Source organism: Nesterenkonia sp. CL21 (assembly GCF_031705515.1).
In the GTDB taxonomy this organism is placed as follows: domain Bacteria; phylum Actinomycetota; class Actinomycetes; order Actinomycetales; family Micrococcaceae; genus Nesterenkonia; species Nesterenkonia aethiopica.
Genome location: NZ_JAUTWR010000006.1, coordinates 20843 through 37869, shown reverse-complemented (window position 1 = coordinate 37869; position 17027 = coordinate 20843). Strand labels below are relative to the sequence as shown.

Annotated in this window: 14 protein-coding genes; 6 read left to right on the top strand and 8 right to left on the bottom strand. The window is 69.2% G+C overall.

Annotated elements, in window-relative coordinates; translation table 11 throughout:
- The first annotated feature begins 60 nt into the window (after window positions 1–60).
- Both Q7C18_RS10315 and Q7C18_RS10310 read left to right on the top strand, forming a co-directional pair.
- Window positions 61–1521, top strand: coding sequence for an NAD-dependent succinate-semialdehyde dehydrogenase (locus tag Q7C18_RS10315; protein ID WP_311025326.1), 1461 nt, complete (start codon window positions 61–63; stop codon window positions 1519–1521).
- Window positions 1522–1678: 157 nt separating this feature from the next.
- Entirely contained in the window at window positions 1679–2395 is a 717-nt protein-coding gene (locus tag Q7C18_RS10310; RefSeq protein ID WP_311025325.1) for a cyclase family protein, read from the top strand.
- Window positions 2396–2409: 14 nt separating this feature from the next.
- Here Q7C18_RS10310 and Q7C18_RS10305 read toward each other — a convergent pair whose 3' ends face one another.
- From Q7C18_RS10305 to Q7C18_RS10295, 3 genes are all read right to left on the bottom strand, one after another.
- Window positions 2410–3039 carry a bifunctional 4-hydroxy-2-oxoglutarate aldolase/2-dehydro-3-deoxy-phosphogluconate aldolase gene (locus Q7C18_RS10305; protein WP_311025324.1) on the bottom strand — a complete coding sequence of 210 codons (630 nt, stop codon included), beginning with the start codon at window positions 3037–3039 and terminating at the stop codon, window positions 2410–2412.
- Window positions 3036–3935, bottom strand: a complete 900-nt coding sequence (locus tag Q7C18_RS10300; protein ID WP_311025323.1) for a sugar kinase — start codon at window positions 3933–3935, stop codon at window positions 3036–3038. The genes Q7C18_RS10305 and Q7C18_RS10300 overlap by 4 nt, the downstream gene beginning before the upstream one ends.
- 66 nt (window positions 3936–4001) lie before the next feature.
- Entirely contained in the window at window positions 4002–4664 is a 663-nt protein-coding gene (locus tag Q7C18_RS10295) for a transcriptional regulator (protein WP_170922647.1), read from the bottom strand.
- 203 nt (window positions 4665–4867) lie between these two features.
- On the opposite strand from Q7C18_RS10295, the gene Q7C18_RS10290 reads away from it, so the two are divergent.
- The 4 genes from Q7C18_RS10290 (at window position 4868) to Q7C18_RS10275 (ending at window position 9758) form a co-directional block, all read left to right on the top strand.
- Window positions 4868–6514: an amidohydrolase family protein gene (locus Q7C18_RS10290; RefSeq protein ID WP_311025322.1), complete on the top strand. Its 1647-nt coding sequence runs from the start codon at window positions 4868–4870 to the stop codon at window positions 6512–6514.
- 22 nt (window positions 6515–6536) lie between these two features.
- On the top strand, window positions 6537–7796 hold the full coding sequence (locus Q7C18_RS10285) for an alanine racemase (RefSeq protein ID WP_311025321.1): 1260 nt from the start codon (window positions 6537–6539) through the stop codon (window positions 7794–7796).
- 78 nt (window positions 7797–7874) lie between these two features.
- Window positions 7875–8267 (top strand): RidA family protein, encoded by a 393-nt coding sequence (locus Q7C18_RS10280; RefSeq protein WP_070161474.1) that lies wholly within the window; start codon window positions 7875–7877, stop codon window positions 8265–8267.
- 6 nt (window positions 8268–8273) lie between these two features.
- Window positions 8274–9758, top strand: a complete 1485-nt coding sequence (locus Q7C18_RS10275; RefSeq protein ID WP_070161472.1) for a sodium:solute symporter family protein — start codon at window positions 8274–8276, stop codon at window positions 9756–9758.
- A gap of 160 nt (window positions 9759–9918) precedes the next feature.
- Here the strand turns inward: Q7C18_RS10275 and Q7C18_RS10270 are convergent, their stop codons facing one another.
- The 5 genes from Q7C18_RS10270 to Q7C18_RS10250 form a co-directional block, all read right to left on the bottom strand.
- Window positions 9919–10881, bottom strand: a complete 963-nt coding sequence (locus Q7C18_RS10270; protein WP_311025320.1) for a threonine/serine dehydratase — start codon at window positions 10879–10881, stop codon at window positions 9919–9921.
- A 166-nt stretch (window positions 10882–11047) separates the two neighbouring features.
- Window positions 11048–12535: a YjiH family protein gene (locus Q7C18_RS10265; RefSeq protein WP_311025319.1), complete on the bottom strand. Its 1488-nt coding sequence runs from the start codon at window positions 12533–12535 to the stop codon at window positions 11048–11050.
- 11 nt (window positions 12536–12546) lie between these two features.
- Window positions 12547–13935, bottom strand: coding sequence for a cytosine permease (locus tag Q7C18_RS10260; RefSeq protein WP_311025318.1), 1389 nt, complete (start codon window positions 13933–13935; stop codon window positions 12547–12549).
- A 4-nt stretch (window positions 13936–13939) separates the two neighbouring features.
- Window positions 13940–14956 (bottom strand): agmatinase, encoded by a 1017-nt coding sequence (gene speB, locus Q7C18_RS10255; protein WP_311025317.1) that lies wholly within the window; start codon window positions 14954–14956, stop codon window positions 13940–13942.
- Window positions 14957–15026: 70 nt separating this feature from the next.
- Window positions 15027–16751, bottom strand: coding sequence for an NAD(P)/FAD-dependent oxidoreductase (locus tag Q7C18_RS10250; protein WP_311025316.1), 1725 nt, complete (start codon window positions 16749–16751; stop codon window positions 15027–15029).
- Window positions 16752–17027 lie beyond the last annotated feature (276 nt).

The following is a 17027-nucleotide window of genomic DNA, read 5'->3' as shown; positions in this document are numbered from 1 at the left end:
GCTGGATGAGCCGTCACCGAAGAGCCGTCACCGAACGGCCGTCACCGAGGAGCCGAGACGATGACTGAGACACACGCCGAGACGAGCACCGATGCGAAGGCTGCGAGCGGGACCGGGCGTGGCCCCGCCTACCGGACCCGCGACCCGCGCACCAATGCGGTGCTGGAGACCTTCGACGTCGTCGACGACGACCACCTCGAGGAGGCGCTGGCGGCCGGGCACCTGGCCTACGGACCGTGGAGCGGTCTCGACATCGAGGACCGTGCCGTGTTCGCCCATCGGATCGCCGACCTCTTCGAGGAGCGGCGCACCGAGCTGGCGGTCATCGCCTCCACCGAGATGGGCAAGGCGCTGGACCAGGCCGACGGTGAGATCCAGGAGTGCATCGACATCTTCCGGTACTACGCCGTCAACGGCCCGCACCTGGGCGCGGACGAGGTCATCAAGGAGGAGGCCGGGCGCCGCTCGGTGATCCAGAAGCGGCCGCTGGGTCTGCTGCTGGGCATCATGCCCTGGAACTTCCCCTACTACCAGATCGCCCGCTTCGCCGCCCCGAACCTGCTGCTGGGCAACACGATCCTGCTCAAGCACGCCGAGTCCTGCCCGAGGGCCGCCCTGGCGCTGCAGCGGCTCTTCGACGACGCCGGCCTGCCCGCCGGGGTGTATCAGAACCTGTTCGTCACCCACGAGCAGGTGGAGCGCATCATCGGCGATCCTCGGGTCCAGGGGGTGTCCCTGACCGGCTCGGAGCGTGCCGGCTCCGCGGTGGCCGCCATCGCCGGACGGCACCTGAAGAAGGTCGTGCTGGAGCTGGGCGGCTCGGATCCGCACATCTACCTCTCCGCCGACGACGTCGCCGCCGCGGCCCGTGAGGCGGTGGAGACGCGCCTGGACACCATGGGGCAGGCCTGCACCTCCAATAAGCGGCTGATCGTCGCCGACGACATCTACGACGAGTTCGTGGACACCCTGGTGGAGACCGTCGCCGGGCTGGAGCCGGGGGACCCGGTGGAGCCGCAGCCGGGACGCTACTATCCGCTGTCCTCGGAGGAGGCCGCCGTCGGGCTGCACGGCCAGCTGCGCCGCGCCGCCGAGCAGGGCGCGGTGATCCGCGCCGGCGGCGAGCGGCCGGACCAGCCCGGAGCCTGGCTGCAGCCCACCGTGCTCACCGACGTGACCGAGCAGATGGACGCCTTCCATGAGGAGCTCTTCGGTCCGGTGCTCACGGTCTACCGGGTGCGCGACGAGCAGGAGGCGGTGCGCCTGGCCAACGATTCACCCTACGGTCTCGGCGGCGCGGTGTTCTCCCAGGACCACGCGCAGGCGCTGCGCGTGGCCCAGCAGCTCGAGGTGGGCATGTCGAACGTCAATGTGGCCGGCTCCGAGGCCGCGGACATGCCGTTCGGCGGGGTCAAGCGCTCCGGCTTCGGCCGGGAGCTGGGGCCGCTGGGCATGGACGAGTTCGTCAACAAGCGGCTGCTGACCATCGTGGACCCGGAGATCGCGGGCGGCGAGGGCTGAGTCCCTTGCGCAAGATGATGTCACCGGCGCGAGTTGATGTCACCGGCGCGAGTTGGTCCGACGTAGTGGATACTCGAGTCGATCGAGTCGAGTATCCCCAACTCCGGACCACCTCACCTCGCGGGGGAGGGCCTCAACTCCGAGGAGGACAGGGCTGATGAGTTCGACGCCGACGTCGCCGGCGGGTGCTGGGCTGCTCGACCTGAGCCGGCCCGTCCATGACGCGATGATGGTCTACCCCGGGGACCCCTCCGTGGCGTTGGATCCCGCGCTCACGCTGGGCGACGACGGCGTCGCCGTCGCCCGGTTGTCCTGCGGCACCCACACCGGCACGCATCTGGACGCGCCGTCCCACACGGTGCCCGGCGGGCGGACGACCTCAGAGATCTCGCTCGAGGAGCTGGTGGGTCCCACCCTGGTGGTCCACGTCGAAGCCGACGCCGGCCAGCTGGTCACCGGGCAGCAGCTGGAGCCGCTGCTTCCGGGGCGAGTGCCGCCCCGGGTCTTTCTGAGCTTCGGCTGGGACACCTTCTTCGGCACGGACCGCGCGCTGGAGCATCCGGGGCTGAGTGCTGAGGCCGCTGCGCTGCTGTGGGCGCGGGGGATGCGGGTGCTGGGCACGGATGCGCTGAGCCCGGACCTGACGCAGGGAGCCGGCGACGCCGGTGATGACGTTCCAGACGGCGGCACCGAAGGCGACGACGCCGCGGCCGGCTTCCCGGTCCATGCGGTCGTGCTGGGGCGGGACGGGCTGATCGTGGAGAACCTCACCGGGCTGCGCGAGCTGCCGGCCGGTGAGCACCACATCGGGATCTTCCCGATGCCGCTGGAGGAGTGCGACGGCGCCCCGGCCCGCGTGGTCGCCTGGAGGTGACGCGCTCCCGAGGCTCAGGCCTGCTGACCCACCTGCGCGGCCAGCAGTGTGAGCTGCTCCGGATCTTCGAGCGCTGAGCCCACGGCCACCACGCGGACACCGGCGTCGAGGAACTCCTGAGCATTGTGGGCGTTCAGCCCGCCGGTGGCCACGAAGCTGACCTGGGGGAACGGGCCGCGCATCAGCGAGAACCACGAGGTCCCCAGCCAGGCCGCGGGGAAGGCCTTCACCCAGGTCAGTCCGAGCGTGGTGGCGGCCTGCAGCTCGGTGGGAGTGGTGACACCCGGCAGGAAGGGCATGGACTGCTGCGCGGCGGCCCGGATGAGCGATTCGTCGTAGCCGGGGGAGACCAGGTACTCCGCACCGGCTTCCTGGGCGGCGGAGATCTGCTCCTCCCGGACGATGGTGCCCGCGCCGACGGACGTGCCCCGCTCGGAGGCCAGGCGGGAGACCTCACGCAGGGCCGCATGGTCCTCGTCGGTCTGGAGGGGCAGCTCCACGGAGTCGATGCCGAGGTCCCAGGCCGTGGTGGCGAGCTCCACCGAGCGTTCCACTCCCATGCCGCGGAGGATGGCCATGACCGGAGCGGAGGCGAAGGCGTGATCGAACCAGGTGTTCTCCACCGGTGAGGATGTCGAGGTCATGCGGATGCTCCTTCGTCCAGGAAGTCAGTGGTGGTCTGCAGCGCCAGTGCGGCACGGCGGTGACCTGCCGTGAGACGCGCCGCAGAGGCTTCGCCGTCGAGCATCGCCGCGAGGTATCCGGCGGCGAAGGCGTCACCTGCTCCTACGACTTCGACGACGTCGGTCGGAATGGCAGGTTCGAAAACGCGCTGTTCTCCGGTGAACTCCGTGGCGCCGACGTCGCCGTCCTTGATGACCAGGGTGGGGACGTCGTCCAGGAGGTCGCGCACGGCCTCGGCCGTGCTCGTTCCCCAGAGCAGCTCCGCCTCGTCACGGCCGACGAAGACGACGTCGGCCTGTCGGGACAGGCGCAGGAGGGCCGCAGCGGCGTCCTCGCGCGGCCAGAGCGGGGAGCGGTAGTTCACATCGAAGCTGACGGGGATGCCGGCTTCTGCGGTACGCACCACCAGCTGGTCGATGAATGCCGCTGCCGAGGTGGACAGCGCAGGGGTGATTCCCGAGAGGTGCACCAATCCGATGTCGCCCAGATCCAGCGCATCGGCGTCGGCCGCCGAAAGCCGGGAGGCGGCAGATCCCTTGCGGTAGTAGAGGACGCCGTGGCCGGGGTCTTTGAAGTAGACGCCGGTCGGAGCCTCCGGGTCGAAGATCACCGGGGCGAGGTCCACGCCGCGAGCGGTGAGCACATCCGAGACTCGCCGGCCGAGCTCGTCGTCGCCGAGTCGGCTGAACCAGATGCTGCGGCGTCCGAGCTGGGCGAGGTGTGCGGCCACATTGGACTCGGCCCCGCCGACGTCGAGGGCGAACGCACCGGCCGTGCGCAGCCGGTCCGTGCTGCTGGGGGTGACAAGCGCCATCGTCTCGCCCACGCACAGCACGGGTGAGGGTGTGATCGTCATGGGGTGCCTTCTTCCGGTCTGGGGCTTCCGCGGGCACGGTGTGCCCCACGGAGTCCGCCGGGTGGTTCAGGAGTTGCGGATGGTGTCCAGGTAGCTGTAGGCCGTGACCTTGGAGATGCCCAGGCGTTGGGAGACGCGGTCCACGGCGCGTTTGATATGGAACGCCCCGCGCGCTTCGAGCCTGCGCAGCACCGCGATGCGATCGTCTTTCACCATGACCGGCGGCGGCTTGCCGATCTCGGCGATGGCTGATTCCAGCATCCCGTCGAGGACGGCGTCGATGCTGGGGCCGACGATCTCCTCCGGCTCATCCTGCTGCTGGGTCGGCAGGAGGGAGGAGATGATCGAGCGGACGTTCTCCAGCGCCGTGAGGTCCACATTGATGCACAGCGCCCCGATGACAGAACCTGCGCGGTTCCGGTAGTACACCGAGGAACAGTGCAGCTCCCGGCCGTCGGCGGTGCGACCGCGGTAGCCGAAGGCGTCATGGTCGACTGACTCGTCCTTCAGCAGGGTCAGGCCACGGTCCGTCGAGGGCCCGCCGACGGACCTGCCGCTGACGTGGCCGTTCTCGATCGCGTGGATCGTCTGGTCCATGTCGCGTCGGCTCAGGTCATGGAGAACCACCTCGCAGTGCTCCCCGATGGTGACGGCGACGGCCTTCATCACCGGAGCCAGCACCGCATGGAGCTCCTCGATGCTCTCGAACCGCGGCGGATCTGCCGTCACATCGCTCACTGGATTCCTCTCGGCTGTGCGCTGATTCAGGGTTGTGTGGTCCATACGGTACCCCGTGGACAGGGACTCCGTCCCCGCACTCTCATGTAAAAGTTACATCAAGTGTATAGATTCTCGGTAAACCATGCGTTAGTCTCGATCCCGGCACAGTGTTGCCCACGACACATCGATGGACGACGACAGCACGGGAGGCGATGATGCACGACCGACAGCTCATCCGAGGCGGGGACCTGCTCGACGGCACCGGACGTCCCCGCCGTCGTGCCGATGTCCGGATCGCCGGCGGACGGGTGGTCGAGGTGGGCACCGACCTGTCCCTCACCGAGGGCGAGACGCTGCGGGACACCACGGGACGCCTCCTGCTTCCCGGGTTCATCGACGTCCACTCCCACGACGACGCCGCCCTCCTCCGCCCCCGTGCCCTCGATCCGAAGCTTTCCCAGGGGGTGACGGCCACCATCGTGGGCAACTGCGGCCACGGGTGTGCGCCCTCCGTCGCCGGTGGAGGCATGGAGGACTACGCGAGGCCCGTGCTCGGCCCGTTCCCGGAGCAGGTGTTTCCCCGATTCACCGACTACCTCGACGTGGTGGAACGTTCCGCCACCGCACTCGACGTCATCGCCCTGGTCCCGCACGCGCCCCTGAGAGCCAGCGTGATGGGTATGGAGCAGAAGCCGGCCGATGCCGTCCAGATCCGTGAGATGGCCGCGCACCTGGACGAGGCGCTCAGCGCCGGAGCGGCGGGTCTCTCCCTGGGACTCATGTACTCCCCGGGGAGCGCGGCCGGGCGCGACGAGCTGCTGGCGCTCGCCCGGGTGGTGGCTCGCCGGGGCAAGGTGCTGGTGGCGCACATCAGGAACGAAGGCGGCAGGTTGGAAGGCTCCCTGGAGGAGTTTCTGGCCCTGGGTCGCGACGCCGGATGCGCGCTGCACATCAGTCATCTCAAGGTCACCGGTGCCGCCAACTTCGGCACGATGCCTCGGATCATCGACCGCCTGGAGGCCGCCCGCGCAGAAGGGATCGACGTCACCGCCGACGTCTACCCCTACACCGCCGGCAGCACCACCGCCTCCACGCTGTTCCCCAGTTGGACCACCGACCGCGGAACAGACTCGCTGCTGGAGGTCCTCACCGATCCGGATGCCCGGTCCCGGGCTCTCGAAGAGATGCGCACCCCGTGGGACGGGCCCCTGGAGAACCAATTCACTTCGGTGGGGCCGGAAGCGATCCTGCTCGCCGGATTCAGCGATCCGCAGGCCCAGGCGTTCGACGGTCGAGCGCTGGCGGACATCGCCGCCGAACGAGGCGAGGATCCCGCCGAGGCGCTGGCTGATCTCCTGCTCGCGGAGGACGGAGTCCTCACCATCATCGTCCACCACTCGGACCCGCAGGGGATGCGGGAGGTGCTCAGCTGGCCCCACGCCTTCCTCGGCTCCGACGGCCTTCCCCGGGAGGAAGGGTATGTCCACCCGCGGCTGTTCGGCACGTTCCCCCGGGCTCTGAGCACGTATGCGTGGGCTGAGGGAGTGGTGCCCGCCGAGGAGGTCGTCCGGAGGATGACCTCGGCTCCGCGTGCGCGCTTCGGAGTCGCCGGCGGCTCCATCGTCCCGGGGGCACCAGCTGACCTGCAGATCATCGACCCTGCCACCTACATGGACCGGGCCGACTATCAGAACCCGCGGCGGGAGACACAGGGGCTCGACGCCGTGCTGCTCGGAGGCCGACCGGTCTGGCCACGGCGTCCCGAGGCGCCAGGCGATGCCGGTTCCGGCTCGGGACAGCTGCACCGCACCGGTCCTGTGGGCAGGTCGCTGCCGTCAGGGCGCACCGGAGACGAGTAGGCCGACACACGTGAGGAGACAGATGATGACGCAGCACGACACCGACACGATCCGAACCGCCGTCCTGGCGGAGCACGAGGCCCCCGGCCCGCGCTCCAAGTCTTCCCTGGGGAGACTCGAGCCCGGGCAGACTCTCCGCATCAGGGACGAACTCCCGACGCCGATGCTGACCGTGGAGACCGAGGCGGTGGTCTCCAACATCGAACGCATGGCGTCCTGGATGGCCGAGCAGGGAGTCCAGCTGGCCCCTCACGGCAAGACGACGATGACCCCGGCTCTGTGGCGCGCCCAGCTGACCGCCGGTGCCGTGGGCATCACGGTGGCGAACTTCCCACAGGCCCGTGTGGCGGTGCAGGAGGGAGTTCCGCTGGTGGTGATCGCCAACGAGTTCCTCACGCCGCCCGGGCTGACCTGGCTGCGTGGCGTCCTGGAGGACGACGGGCCAGAGATCATGTGCTGGGTGGACTCCGTGCGTGCCGTCGAGCAGATGCAGGCAGCATTGGGCCGGACTCCACGTCCGGTGCAGGTGTGCATCGAACTGGGCATCCCGGGGAAACGGGCCGGAGTCCGGCAGGACGATGAGGTCGGCGAGATCGTGGAGGCGATCACGGCATCCGATGCCGTGGCCTTCGCCGGGTTCTCAGGTTTCGAAGGCGTGCTGCCCCAGGAGCGGATCGAGGAGGTCCGGGCGTTCCTTCGGCGCATGGCCCGGCTCTTCGAGCGCTATGCGGACCGGATGGAAGTGGATCATCCCGTACTCACCGCCGGCGGCGGGCTCTACTTCGACCTGGCGGCCGAGATTCTCAGGCCAGCGGCAGAGACCGCCGTCGGCGGGCGCGTGGTCCTCCGCCCGGGCTCCTACCTGCTTCATGACCATGGTCATTACGGGCGGCTGACCCCCTACCAGCTGCGTGACTCTGGTCCGCAGCTGCGTGCGGCAGCCACGCTCTGGGCGCGGGTGCTCTCCACACCAGAACAGGGACTCGCGATCCTCGACGCCGGCAAACGGGACCTGGCCTATGACATCTCCCTGCCCCGACCGCTGCGGATCCACCGGGCTGACGGGCGCATCGAACCGTTCACCCAGGCGGAGCTGGTGGACACCAATGACCAGCACGGTTACCTGGAGCACGCCGACCAGGAGATCGAGATCGGCGACGTCATCGAATTCGGGCAGTCCCATCCCTGCACGATCGCCGACAAATGGCGGGACCTGCTGCTGGTCACGGCCGTCGAGCCGGGCCACCTGCGCTGGGACGCCTCCGTCCGCACCAGATTCTGACGCCGGGCCTTCCCCGCCTGACGTCCCTCACATGTCTCCCGAGACAGTCCCCAACCCGAGCACTGAAAGGACAATGCTATGACTAAGAAGCCGATCATGACCCCCGAGGCCTGCCGTCCCGGAGGGCCGTACGCGCACGCCGTGCGTGCCGGCGATTTCGTGTTCCTCTCCGGAGCCACACCGCACCGGCCGGACGGCAGCCTGGTGGAGGGCGACTTCGCCACCCAGGCCAAGGTCACCTTCGACCATCTGGCCGCCATCGCCGCCTCCGCAGACGCGAGCCTCGATCAGGCCGTCCGCGTGGGTGTCTACCTGTTGGATCTGGGCAACTTCGCCGGCATGAACGAGCTCTTCCCGCAGTATTTCGGGGAGGGGCAGGTGGCTCGCACCACGCTGCAGGCGGATCTCCCCGGGTTCGAGATCGAGGTGGATGCCGTGCTGTACTCGCCCCTCTCAGGTTCCGAGGGGTGATCGCCAGTGGACATCACGCCGCACCCTGTCTACCTGGGTGTCTTCATCGGGTTCGTCGTCCTCATGCTGGTCGTCGGGATCCTGATCGCCCGGAGGACGAAGACCGGTGAGGACTTCCTGCTGGCCGGACGGAATCTGACTACGCCGCTGCTGCTGGCCACCACGTTGGCCACCCTGGTGGGCACCGGCTCCAGCCTGGGCGCCGTCGGCTTCGGCTATGAGAACGGGTGGGCCGGGGCGCTCTACGGCATCGGCGGGGCCACCGGCGTGCTGCTCCTGATGCTGCTCTTCGCCGGTGTCCGGAAGCATGGCTTCATGACCTACTCCGAGGAGGTCAGCTTCTACTACGGAGCGGACCGCAAGGTGAAGGGCCTCGTCGCCGTGGTCCTCCTGCTGGCCAGCGTGGGGTGGCTGGGCGCCCACATCATGGGCGGATCCATCTACCTGACCTACCTGACGGGAATCGACATCACCCTGTCCAAGGTCATCGTCGCCCTCGGCTTCGGCATCTACACCGTCGTCGGCGGCTACCTCGCTGTGGTGATCACCGACGCCATCCAGGGGACGCTGCTCTTCCTGGGCTTCACCGGCCTGGCAGTGCTGGCCGTCGTGACGCTGGGCGGGTTCTCCGGCCTGGATGCTGCCTCTGGCGAAGAGGCCATGGGCTTCCTCGGCCTGGAGGCCATGGGGCCGCTGCCGGCTGTGTCCTTCGCCGCCGTCATCGCCGTCGGAGTGCTGGCCACACCCTCCTTCCGGCAACGCATCTACTCGGCGCGGAACACCCAGGTGGTGCGACGCAGCTTCCTCTGGGTGGCGGGGCTGTTCGCCGCATTCGCGGTGATGCCCGCGCTCGTCGGTATGGCCGCCTACAGCCTCAACCCTGACCTGGCGTCACCGGACATGGCGTTCCCGTATCTCGCCACCGAGGTCTTCCCGCTGGCTGTGGGTGCGTTCCTGCTGGTGGCGGGGCTCTCGGCGACCATGTCCTCCGGGGACTCCGACGCGGTGACGGCCGTGACGATCCTGCTGCGCGATGTCGTGCAGATGGTCACCGGGCGGATGCCGAAGAAGGAGAAGATGGTCCTGTACTCACGGATCTCCCTGGTCTGCGTGCTGACGCTGGCATTGGCCGGGGCGCTGATCGCGGACACTGTCATCGGGTACATCACCACGATGATCTCGACGATCCTCGCAGGGCTCTTCGTGGCCTCCGTGCTGGGGCGCTTCTGGTCGCGTGCCACCTGGCAGGGCGGTATGGCGGCGATCGTGGCGGGCTCCGCCACGTCCCTCACCGTGCAGGCCAACGACACCTGGATCGAGTTCTGGGGCGGTCCGGTGTTCCCCTCCCTGGCCGTGGCCACGGCGGCCTGCGTGCTCGTCAGTCTGATCACTCCCCGGTCCCAGGTCTCCGAACAGGAGGCCCTGGACCAGCTCGCGGCGGAGCGGGCGCAGATCGACGTCGGCACCACGGTGCGGGCGGACGCTTCCTGACCCTGTGGCAGGGCCTGAGATGACGGCCTGACAACCCGCTGAGTTGGTCTGGAGTTGTGGGTACTCGACTCGATCGACTCGAGTATGCACAACTCCAGACCAACTCAGCGCAGGGGCAGGGCCCCAGGGGTGCAGGGGCAGGGCCCCAGGAGCGCCGGGGTCAGCGCTGCAGGAACGCGGCGAACCGGTCGGCGTCGATGTTGCCGCCGGTGGCGACCGTCAGGACCTTCTTCCCGCGCAGATCCTCCAGCAGCCCCTGCTGGAAGGCGGCGACGCCGACCGCCCCGGAACCCTCGATCATCTGCCGGTGATGCCGGGCGAGCCAGGCGACGGCCTCAGCGATGCTGTCCTCGGAGACCGCCACGAAGTCGTCCACATGCTCCAGCACGACCTGCAGGTTTAGCTCTCCGATGTCTCCCGGCAGACCGTCCGCCCAGGAGGATCGGTAGGGGACGTCTACGCGGTGCCCGGCGGCGAAGCTGGCGCCGAACTTCGCCGAGACCTCGGGCTGGACCCCGATGATCCGGATCTGGGGGCTGATGGCCTTGGCCGCCACCGCGATCCCGGAGATGAGTCCGCCGCCGCCCACGGGCACCACGATCGCCTCCAGGTCGGGGTGCTCCAGCAGCGCCTCCAGTGCCACGGTGCCCTGTCCGGCGATGATGCGCGGATCGTCATAGGAGTGCACGTAGACCGCACCGCGCTCCTCGGCGAGCGTCCAGGCGTGCGCCTCGGCGTCGTCATAGGAGGAGCCGTGGACGATCAGCTCCGCCCCGAGCGTCCGCGCCCCCGCCTTCTTGGTCTCCGGAGTGGTCTCCGGCACCACGATCGTGGCCGGCACCCCCTGGGCCGCGGCCGCCCAGCTCAGCCCCTGGGCGTGATTGCCCGAGGAGGCGGTGACGACGCCGCGGGCGCGTTCCGCCTCCGAGAGCGAGTCCACGGTGTTCAGCGCTCCGCGCGCCTTGAACGAGCCGGTGACCTGCTGGTTCTCCCATTTGATGAGCACCTCGGCGCCGGACTCTGCGGAGAGCGGACCGGAGGCCTCCACGGCAGTGGTGCGCACCCGGCCGCGCAGGCGGCGGTGGGCGGTGACGACGTCGAGCAGGCGCGGAGCACGGTTCATGGGACCTCGTTCTCAGGGAGACGGTTCTCTAGCGGTGGGTACTCGGTGGGTACTCGGTGGGTACTCGGTGAGGCGGTGCGGATCTGGGGGCGATCCGGCCGCCGACGCCCCAGCCGCGGGAGGCGGCCGGGGCGTCGGCGGGGCTCAGGCTTTTCAGCCGGAACGATCAGTAGAACAGGTGCGCCAGCCCGATGATGATCGGCAGGGTGATCAGGGTGCGCAGCAGGAAGATCGCCGCCAGGTGGTGGAAGCGGACCGGGATCTTCGAGGCGAGCAGCAGACCACCGACCTCGGACATGAAGATCAGCTGGGTGACCGACAGACACCCGATGATGAACCGGGTCATCTCCGCCTCGATGCCGGTACCGATCAGGGCCGGCAGCAGCATGTCCGCGAAGCCGATGAACAGGGTCTCAGAGGCCGCCGCGGCCTCCGGGACGCCCATCAGCTCCAGGACCGGCACGAACGGTGCGCCCAGCCAGGAGAACAGCGGCGTGTGCTCGGCGATCAGCACCGCCACGGTGCCCACAGCCATGATGATCGGGATGATGCCGATCCACATCTCCAGCACGTTCGAGCCGCCGCGCCGGGAGATGTCGCTCAGCCGGGAGGACGCCGCCCGATCCAGGGCCGCGCCCCACGCACGCCGGATCATCGGCGGCTGGGAGGTGGAAGAGCGGGAGCCGGAGGACGCCTCGGACCCGGCCGGGGCCTCGGCGGCCGAGGCGGCCACGTCGGCCTGATGCCCAGCGGCCTGGTGCTCGGTGTCCCCGTGCTCGGTGTCCCCGTGCTGATCGGCCTCGTGCTCAGCGGCGACGGCGGCCTCGGTGCCGCCCTGGGGGATCCAGTCGGCGTAACTGTCGCTGAATCGGGAGAGCGGCGGGATGCGGGGCATGATGACCGCGGCGGCCAGGCCGGCCACCACGATGGTCGCGTAGAAGGGGGCGAACATGTGCTGCAGGCTCAGGTAACCCATGATGACGATGGTGAAGGTCAGGGAGACCACGTTGAACGTGGTGCCCAGCACGGCGGCCTCACGCTTGGTGTAGTAGCCCTGCACGTACTGCTGGTTGGTCATCAGCACACCGATGGTGGCGTCGCCCAGCCAGGAGGCGAGGCTGTCGATGGAGGAGCGCCCCGGCACGGTGAACAGCGGACGCATCACCTTGGTCAGCATCACCCCGGCGAATTCCAGCAGCCCGAAGTTCAGCAGCAGCGGCAGCAGGAAGCCGGCGAAGAAGAACACGGTCACCATGAAGGCGGCCAGCCCGAAGATCAGGCCGCCGGTGTCCTCGTGCCACAGCCACTCCGGCCCGACCTGCAGCACGGTCAGCAGCCCGAAGATCAGGCCCAGGATGCGCAGCCCGAACCACACGGGTGTGGTGGAGAACAGTGCGCGCACCAGCGGGCGCTCCCGCAGGTGCTCGGGGAGGGCGCGGAAGAGGGAGGTGCCGAGCACCGAGACCGCCATCACGCCCACGGTCAGCCAGGCCAGGGCGTCGCCCAGCCCGGCCTCGGTGGCGCCGGCCAGCCAGGCCACCGGGATGGTGATGGATCCCTCCCCATCCGGGATGGGCACCACGAAGATCATGATCCCCAGCAGGGATGGGATGAGGAACCAGGGGGCGGCTCGTCGAGTGGTTGTCTGTGTCATGGCAGGTGACCTCACCTTGTGGTGGACAGCTGGGCGGGGGAGTCAGGGTCGGAGGACGCCGGGGCGGCACGTCCCGGGGAACGAGTGTGCCACGACAGCGCCAGGTACGCGGCGGCGCTGAGCAGGAACGCGGGGATGGAGGCGCCGACGGCCAGGGGCCAGACGTAGGTCCAGCAGTAGATGGACGCGGCTCCGGCGAACCACACCAGGAAGGCCCGCCAGTTCACACCCTGGCGGTACCAGTAGGCGCCTCCGGCGGAATTGAGGATGTCCCGGGTGTAGCGGCCGCGGCGCAGCAGGTAGTAGTCGATCAGCAGGATCGCGAACACCGGGATGAAGAAGGCGCTGATCATGACCAGGAAGTCGGTGAACTGGTCCAGCAGGGCCAGCCAGGTGGAGCCGAGCACGGAGACGCCGCCCAGCACCAGCGCGGTGGGCAGGAAGCGGAAGCGGCGCCCGGGCAGCAGACCGACCGCCGACGTCGTCATGCCGTAGACGGCCATGGTGTTGGTGGCCATCACGGAGAAGAAGATCACCACGGCCACCGGGGTGCCGAAGCCCTCCACGAACGCCACCGGGTCGAAGGCCTCCGGGCCGGTGCCGGAGGCGATCAGGTAGGAGATTCCGGTCAGGCCCAGCAGCATGGCCAGCACCGTGGAGGTCGTGTAGCCCAGCCCGGAGCCGACGACGCCGGCCCGCGGGGTGCGGGCGAAGCGGTTGAAGTCCGCGGAGAGCACCGTCCAGGAGATCGCGGTGGCGATCACGATGTCCAGGGCGATGATCGAGGTCATTCCGGCCTCGGGGTCCTCAGGAAGGGCCTGGAAGTCCGTGACGGAGAACGCGGAGAGAGCCAGGTAGAACACGTAGCCCATCACCGCCAGGATGAAGACCGCCAGCCAAGGCTCGACCTTGGCGATCCCGGAGTGGCCGAAGATCGCCAGGGAGACCACGATGATCTCGCAGACCACCGACCACAGCACGGGGTTGGCCCAACCGGTGAACCCGGCGATCAGGTGGTCCACGGTGATGCCTGCCAGCATGGCCTGCACCCAGCTCCACCCCATCAGGACCGTCACATTGGCGGCCACCGGCAGCATGGAGCCGCGCAGTCCGAAGGGCCCGCGGGTCAGCGCCATGGTGGCCAAGCCCGTGCGGGTGCCGATCGCGCCCACTGCGGTGAGCACCGCCGCCCCGACCAACGTCCCGATCAGGATCGCGGTGGCCGCAGCCCCGTAGCCGATCCCAGGGACGAACAGGGTCCCGGTGAGCATGGTGGTGACCACCAGGTTCGCGGCCAGCCAGATCATGAAGATCCGGCGGCCGGTGAGCTCACCGACGACCGGCTGCCCCGTCTCGGAGTGGGTCTCGAGGTGCTGGTCGAGGCGGCGGTAGAGGTTCATGGGCTCAGGCTTCCTGGGTGTTCTCGACCTCGGTGTTCTCGACCTGGGCGTTCTTGGACTGGCCCATCGCGGAGATCAGCTCGTAGACCACGTGGCTGGCCGCCACGGCCGTCAGCTGGGCGTGGTCGTAGGCCGGGGCGACCTCGACGACGTCGGCACCCACCAGGTTCAGGTCCGAGAGTCCGCGGATGATGCGCAGCAGCTCCCGTGAGGTCAGGCCACCGGCCTCCGGGGTGCCGGTGCCCGGGGCGTGGGCCGGGTCCAGGACGTCGATGTCCACCGAGATGTACACCGGGCGGTCGCCGAGGCGGGCGCGCAGCCGCTCGATCGCCGCCGGGACGCCGTGCTCCTCGATGAACTCGCTGGTGGTGATCTGGAAGCCCAGGCGGGCGTCGTCGTCGAGGTCGCCCTTGCCGTAGAGCGGACCGCGGATGCCCAGGTGAGCGCTGGCGGTCAGGTCGATGAACCCGTCCTCGGAGGCGCGGCGGAACGGGGTGCCGTGAGTGATGGGGGCGCCGAAGTAGGTGTCCCAGGTGTCCAGGTGGGCGTCGGCGTGCAGCACCGCCACCGGGCCGTGCTTCTCCGCCATGGTGCGCAGCAGCGGGTAGGCGATGGTGTGGTCGCCGCCGATGACCACCAGCTTCTCGGCCTGGGTGAGCAGGTCGCGGGCGCCGTCGGCCACCTGCTGGATGGCCTCGTCCAGGTTGAACGGGTTGGCCACCAGGTCACCGGCGTCGGCGACCTGCTGCACGGCGAACGGGGAGATGTCCTGGGCCGGGTTGTAGGGGCGCAGCAGGCGCGAGGCCTCCCGGACGTGGGAGGGACCGAAGCGCGCCCCGGGGCGGTAGCTCACTCCGGTGTCGAAGGGGACCCCGGCCACGGCGATGTCGGCGCGGCCGACCTCGTGCAGCTCCGGGAGCAGGGCGTAGGTGGCCCGACCGGCGTAGCGCGGGGTCTTGGAGCTGTCGCGGGGGCCGACCGGCGTCGTGGGGGTGTTCTCGGGGGAGGACTGGCTGGTCATGATGTCCTTTCGGGGCGGGGAAGGGAGGGGAAGGGCGGGAAGGGCAGGAAGGGCAGGAAGCGGGGGTGCCTCAGTCCAGGGCGATGGGCTTGAGCTCGTCCCAGACGTCGCCGGGGCCGGGGTTGTCCGTGGCGGTGGAGCCGCCCAGGTGGTCCATGACGCCCCAGACGGCGTTGAGCGCGGTGGTGACGGCGCCGTCGGCCCAGCCGGCGGTGAAGGAGATGTCGTCGCCGGCCAGGAAGATGCCGCGCTGGTGCTGCGGCAGGTCCTTCTGCACGAAGTGGTTGAACAGCTTCTCCTGGTACCGGTAGTGGCCCGGCAGGTTGTTCTTGAAGGCGCCCATGAAGTTGGGGTCGGCCTCCCAGGAGACGGTGATCGGCTGGCCGATGATGTGGGAGCCGATGTCCAGGGTGGGGTAGATCTTGTGCAGCGAATGCAGCATGAGCCGGGTGCGTTCGTCGGCGTCCAGCGGCAGCCACTTCAGGGCGTCGTCGTTCCAGGTGTAGGAGAGCAGGATCGCCGCCGGCTTGTCCGGGCCCTCGTCCAGCAGGTAGGTGGCCCGCGGGAGCCGGTCGGTCAGCGTCATGGACATCACCGGGCGGCCGGTCTCCGGGTCGATGTCCCGCCAGAACGGGCGGTCCACCATGACGAATGTCTTCGAGGAGAGCATGTAGTGGCTCTTCTCGATGGCGTTCCACATCTCCGGGGTGAAGAGGTCTTCGTCGGTGTCGATGCGGGCTGAGAGCAGCCAGGACTGGCAGGTCACGACGGCGGCCGGGTACGTGGTGGTGCGGCCCCACTTCTCGGTGATGGTGACGCCGCCGTCGGGCAGCGAGCCGTCCTGGCCGCGGTGGATGCCGGTGACCGCACCTCGGGGTGCGCCGCCGTGCAGCGACTCCAGCGAGGTGCCGGCCGGCCAGTGGACGATGTCCTCCGGAGCGTGGCGCCACAGCGACTCGGGCAGACGCTGGGCGCCGCCGACGATGCCGCGGTGGTCGTCGTCGGCGTCGGTGAAGACGACGCGCAGCACCTCCAGCACGGAGTTGGGGAAGTCGGTGTCCCAGCCGCCGGAGCCGAAGCCGACCTGGCCGAAGGTCTCGATGTGCTTCCAGCTCAGCGCCTTGAAGGCCTCGGAGCCGGCGACGAAGCCGTAGAAGGACTCGTCGTCGAAGCGGGCCACCAGCTCGTTCCAGAGCCGCTTGAGGGTCTGCGCGTCGCGGTGACGGATGGCGTCCTGCACGGCGTCGAGCTCGGCCTCGTCACGCAGCGCCTGCTTCCATGCCTCGGCGACCTCCCGGTAGAGCGGGGGGAGCTGGTCCTCGGTCTCCGCGTAGGTGGGCTCGGGCTCGTGGGCGAGGTCGATCACGGTCGACGGGGTGACGGGCGAGAGCGGGTTGGGGAACGCACGGGTCTCCAGGCCCAGCTTGTCCACGTAGTGGTAGAAGGCGCGGCCCGTGGTGGGGAAGCGCATCCCGCCGAGGTCGACGACGACGTCGGGGGCGCCGTCGAAGGCCTGGGACTTCAGGCGCCCGCCGATTCCGGCCGCCTCGTAGACCACGGGCTTCAGGCCCATCTTCATCAGCTCATAGGCGGCCACGATGCCGGCCAGTCCGCCGCCGACGACGGCGACCTCGGTGCCGTGCGCCTGTTCGGGGACCTGACCCAGTCCGGTCGGGCTCGCCAGATAGTGGTCGTAGCTGAAGGGGAAGTCCGGGCTGAGCATGGTCAGGGGCGGGGTGTCGGCGGGCCGCTCGGCGGCGGGGGACTCATCGGGAAGCGGGGTCGAGAGCGTCATGGGCGGTCCTCACGAGACGGGGGTGGGCGTGTCGCCGGTGGCGTCGGCGGGCAGGGTGCACCGGTGCGCACGGCGGGGATCTGCTTCCGAATGTACTGAGAGGCGCGTCACATGGCAATAGGGAAAAGTTCAGGACGAGGGTGCTGATGATTCACTTCTGACGGTTGATCCGCCAGAATGTGACGCAGAAGGTGTTCCATGTGCTCTCCATGGTGATGATCTGCCCGAGATGGTGTCGCATGTGGGGAAATCGGTGGGTCGGCCTCTGGGGGCCGC

Coding starts and splice junctions, on each gene's coding strand:
- Q7C18_RS10315 (WP_311025326.1), top strand. CDS start 61: ATGACTGAGACACACGCCGAGACGAGCACCGATGCGAAGGCTGCGAGC.
- Q7C18_RS10310 (WP_311025325.1), top strand. CDS start 1,679: ATGAGTTCGACGCCGACGTCGCCGGCGGGTGCTGGGCTGCTCGACCTG.
- Q7C18_RS10305 (WP_311025324.1), bottom strand. CDS start 3,039: ATGACCTCGACATCCTCACCGGTGGAGAACACCTGGTTCGATCACGCC.
- Q7C18_RS10300 (WP_311025323.1), bottom strand. CDS start 3,935: ATGACGATCACACCCTCACCCGTGCTGTGCGTGGGCGAGACGATGGCG.
- Q7C18_RS10290 (WP_311025322.1), top strand. CDS start 4,868: ATGATGCACGACCGACAGCTCATCCGAGGCGGGGACCTGCTCGACGGC.
- Q7C18_RS10285 (WP_311025321.1), top strand. CDS start 6,537: ATGATGACGCAGCACGACACCGACACGATCCGAACCGCCGTCCTGGCG.
- Q7C18_RS10280 (WP_070161474.1), top strand. CDS start 7,875: ATGACTAAGAAGCCGATCATGACCCCCGAGGCCTGCCGTCCCGGAGGG.
- Q7C18_RS10270 (WP_311025320.1), bottom strand. CDS start 10,881: ATGAACCGTGCTCCGCGCCTGCTCGACGTCGTCACCGCCCACCGCCGC.
- Q7C18_RS10265 (WP_311025319.1), bottom strand. CDS start 12,535: ATGACACAGACAACCACTCGACGAGCCGCCCCCTGGTTCCTCATCCCA.
- Q7C18_RS10260 (WP_311025318.1), bottom strand. CDS start 13,935: ATGAACCTCTACCGCCGCCTCGACCAGCACCTCGAGACCCACTCCGAG.
- speB (WP_311025317.1), bottom strand. CDS start 14,956: ATGACCAGCCAGTCCTCCCCCGAGAACACCCCCACGACGCCGGTCGGC.
- Q7C18_RS10250 (WP_311025316.1), bottom strand. CDS start 16,751: ATGACGCTCTCGACCCCGCTTCCCGATGAGTCCCCCGCCGCCGAGCGG.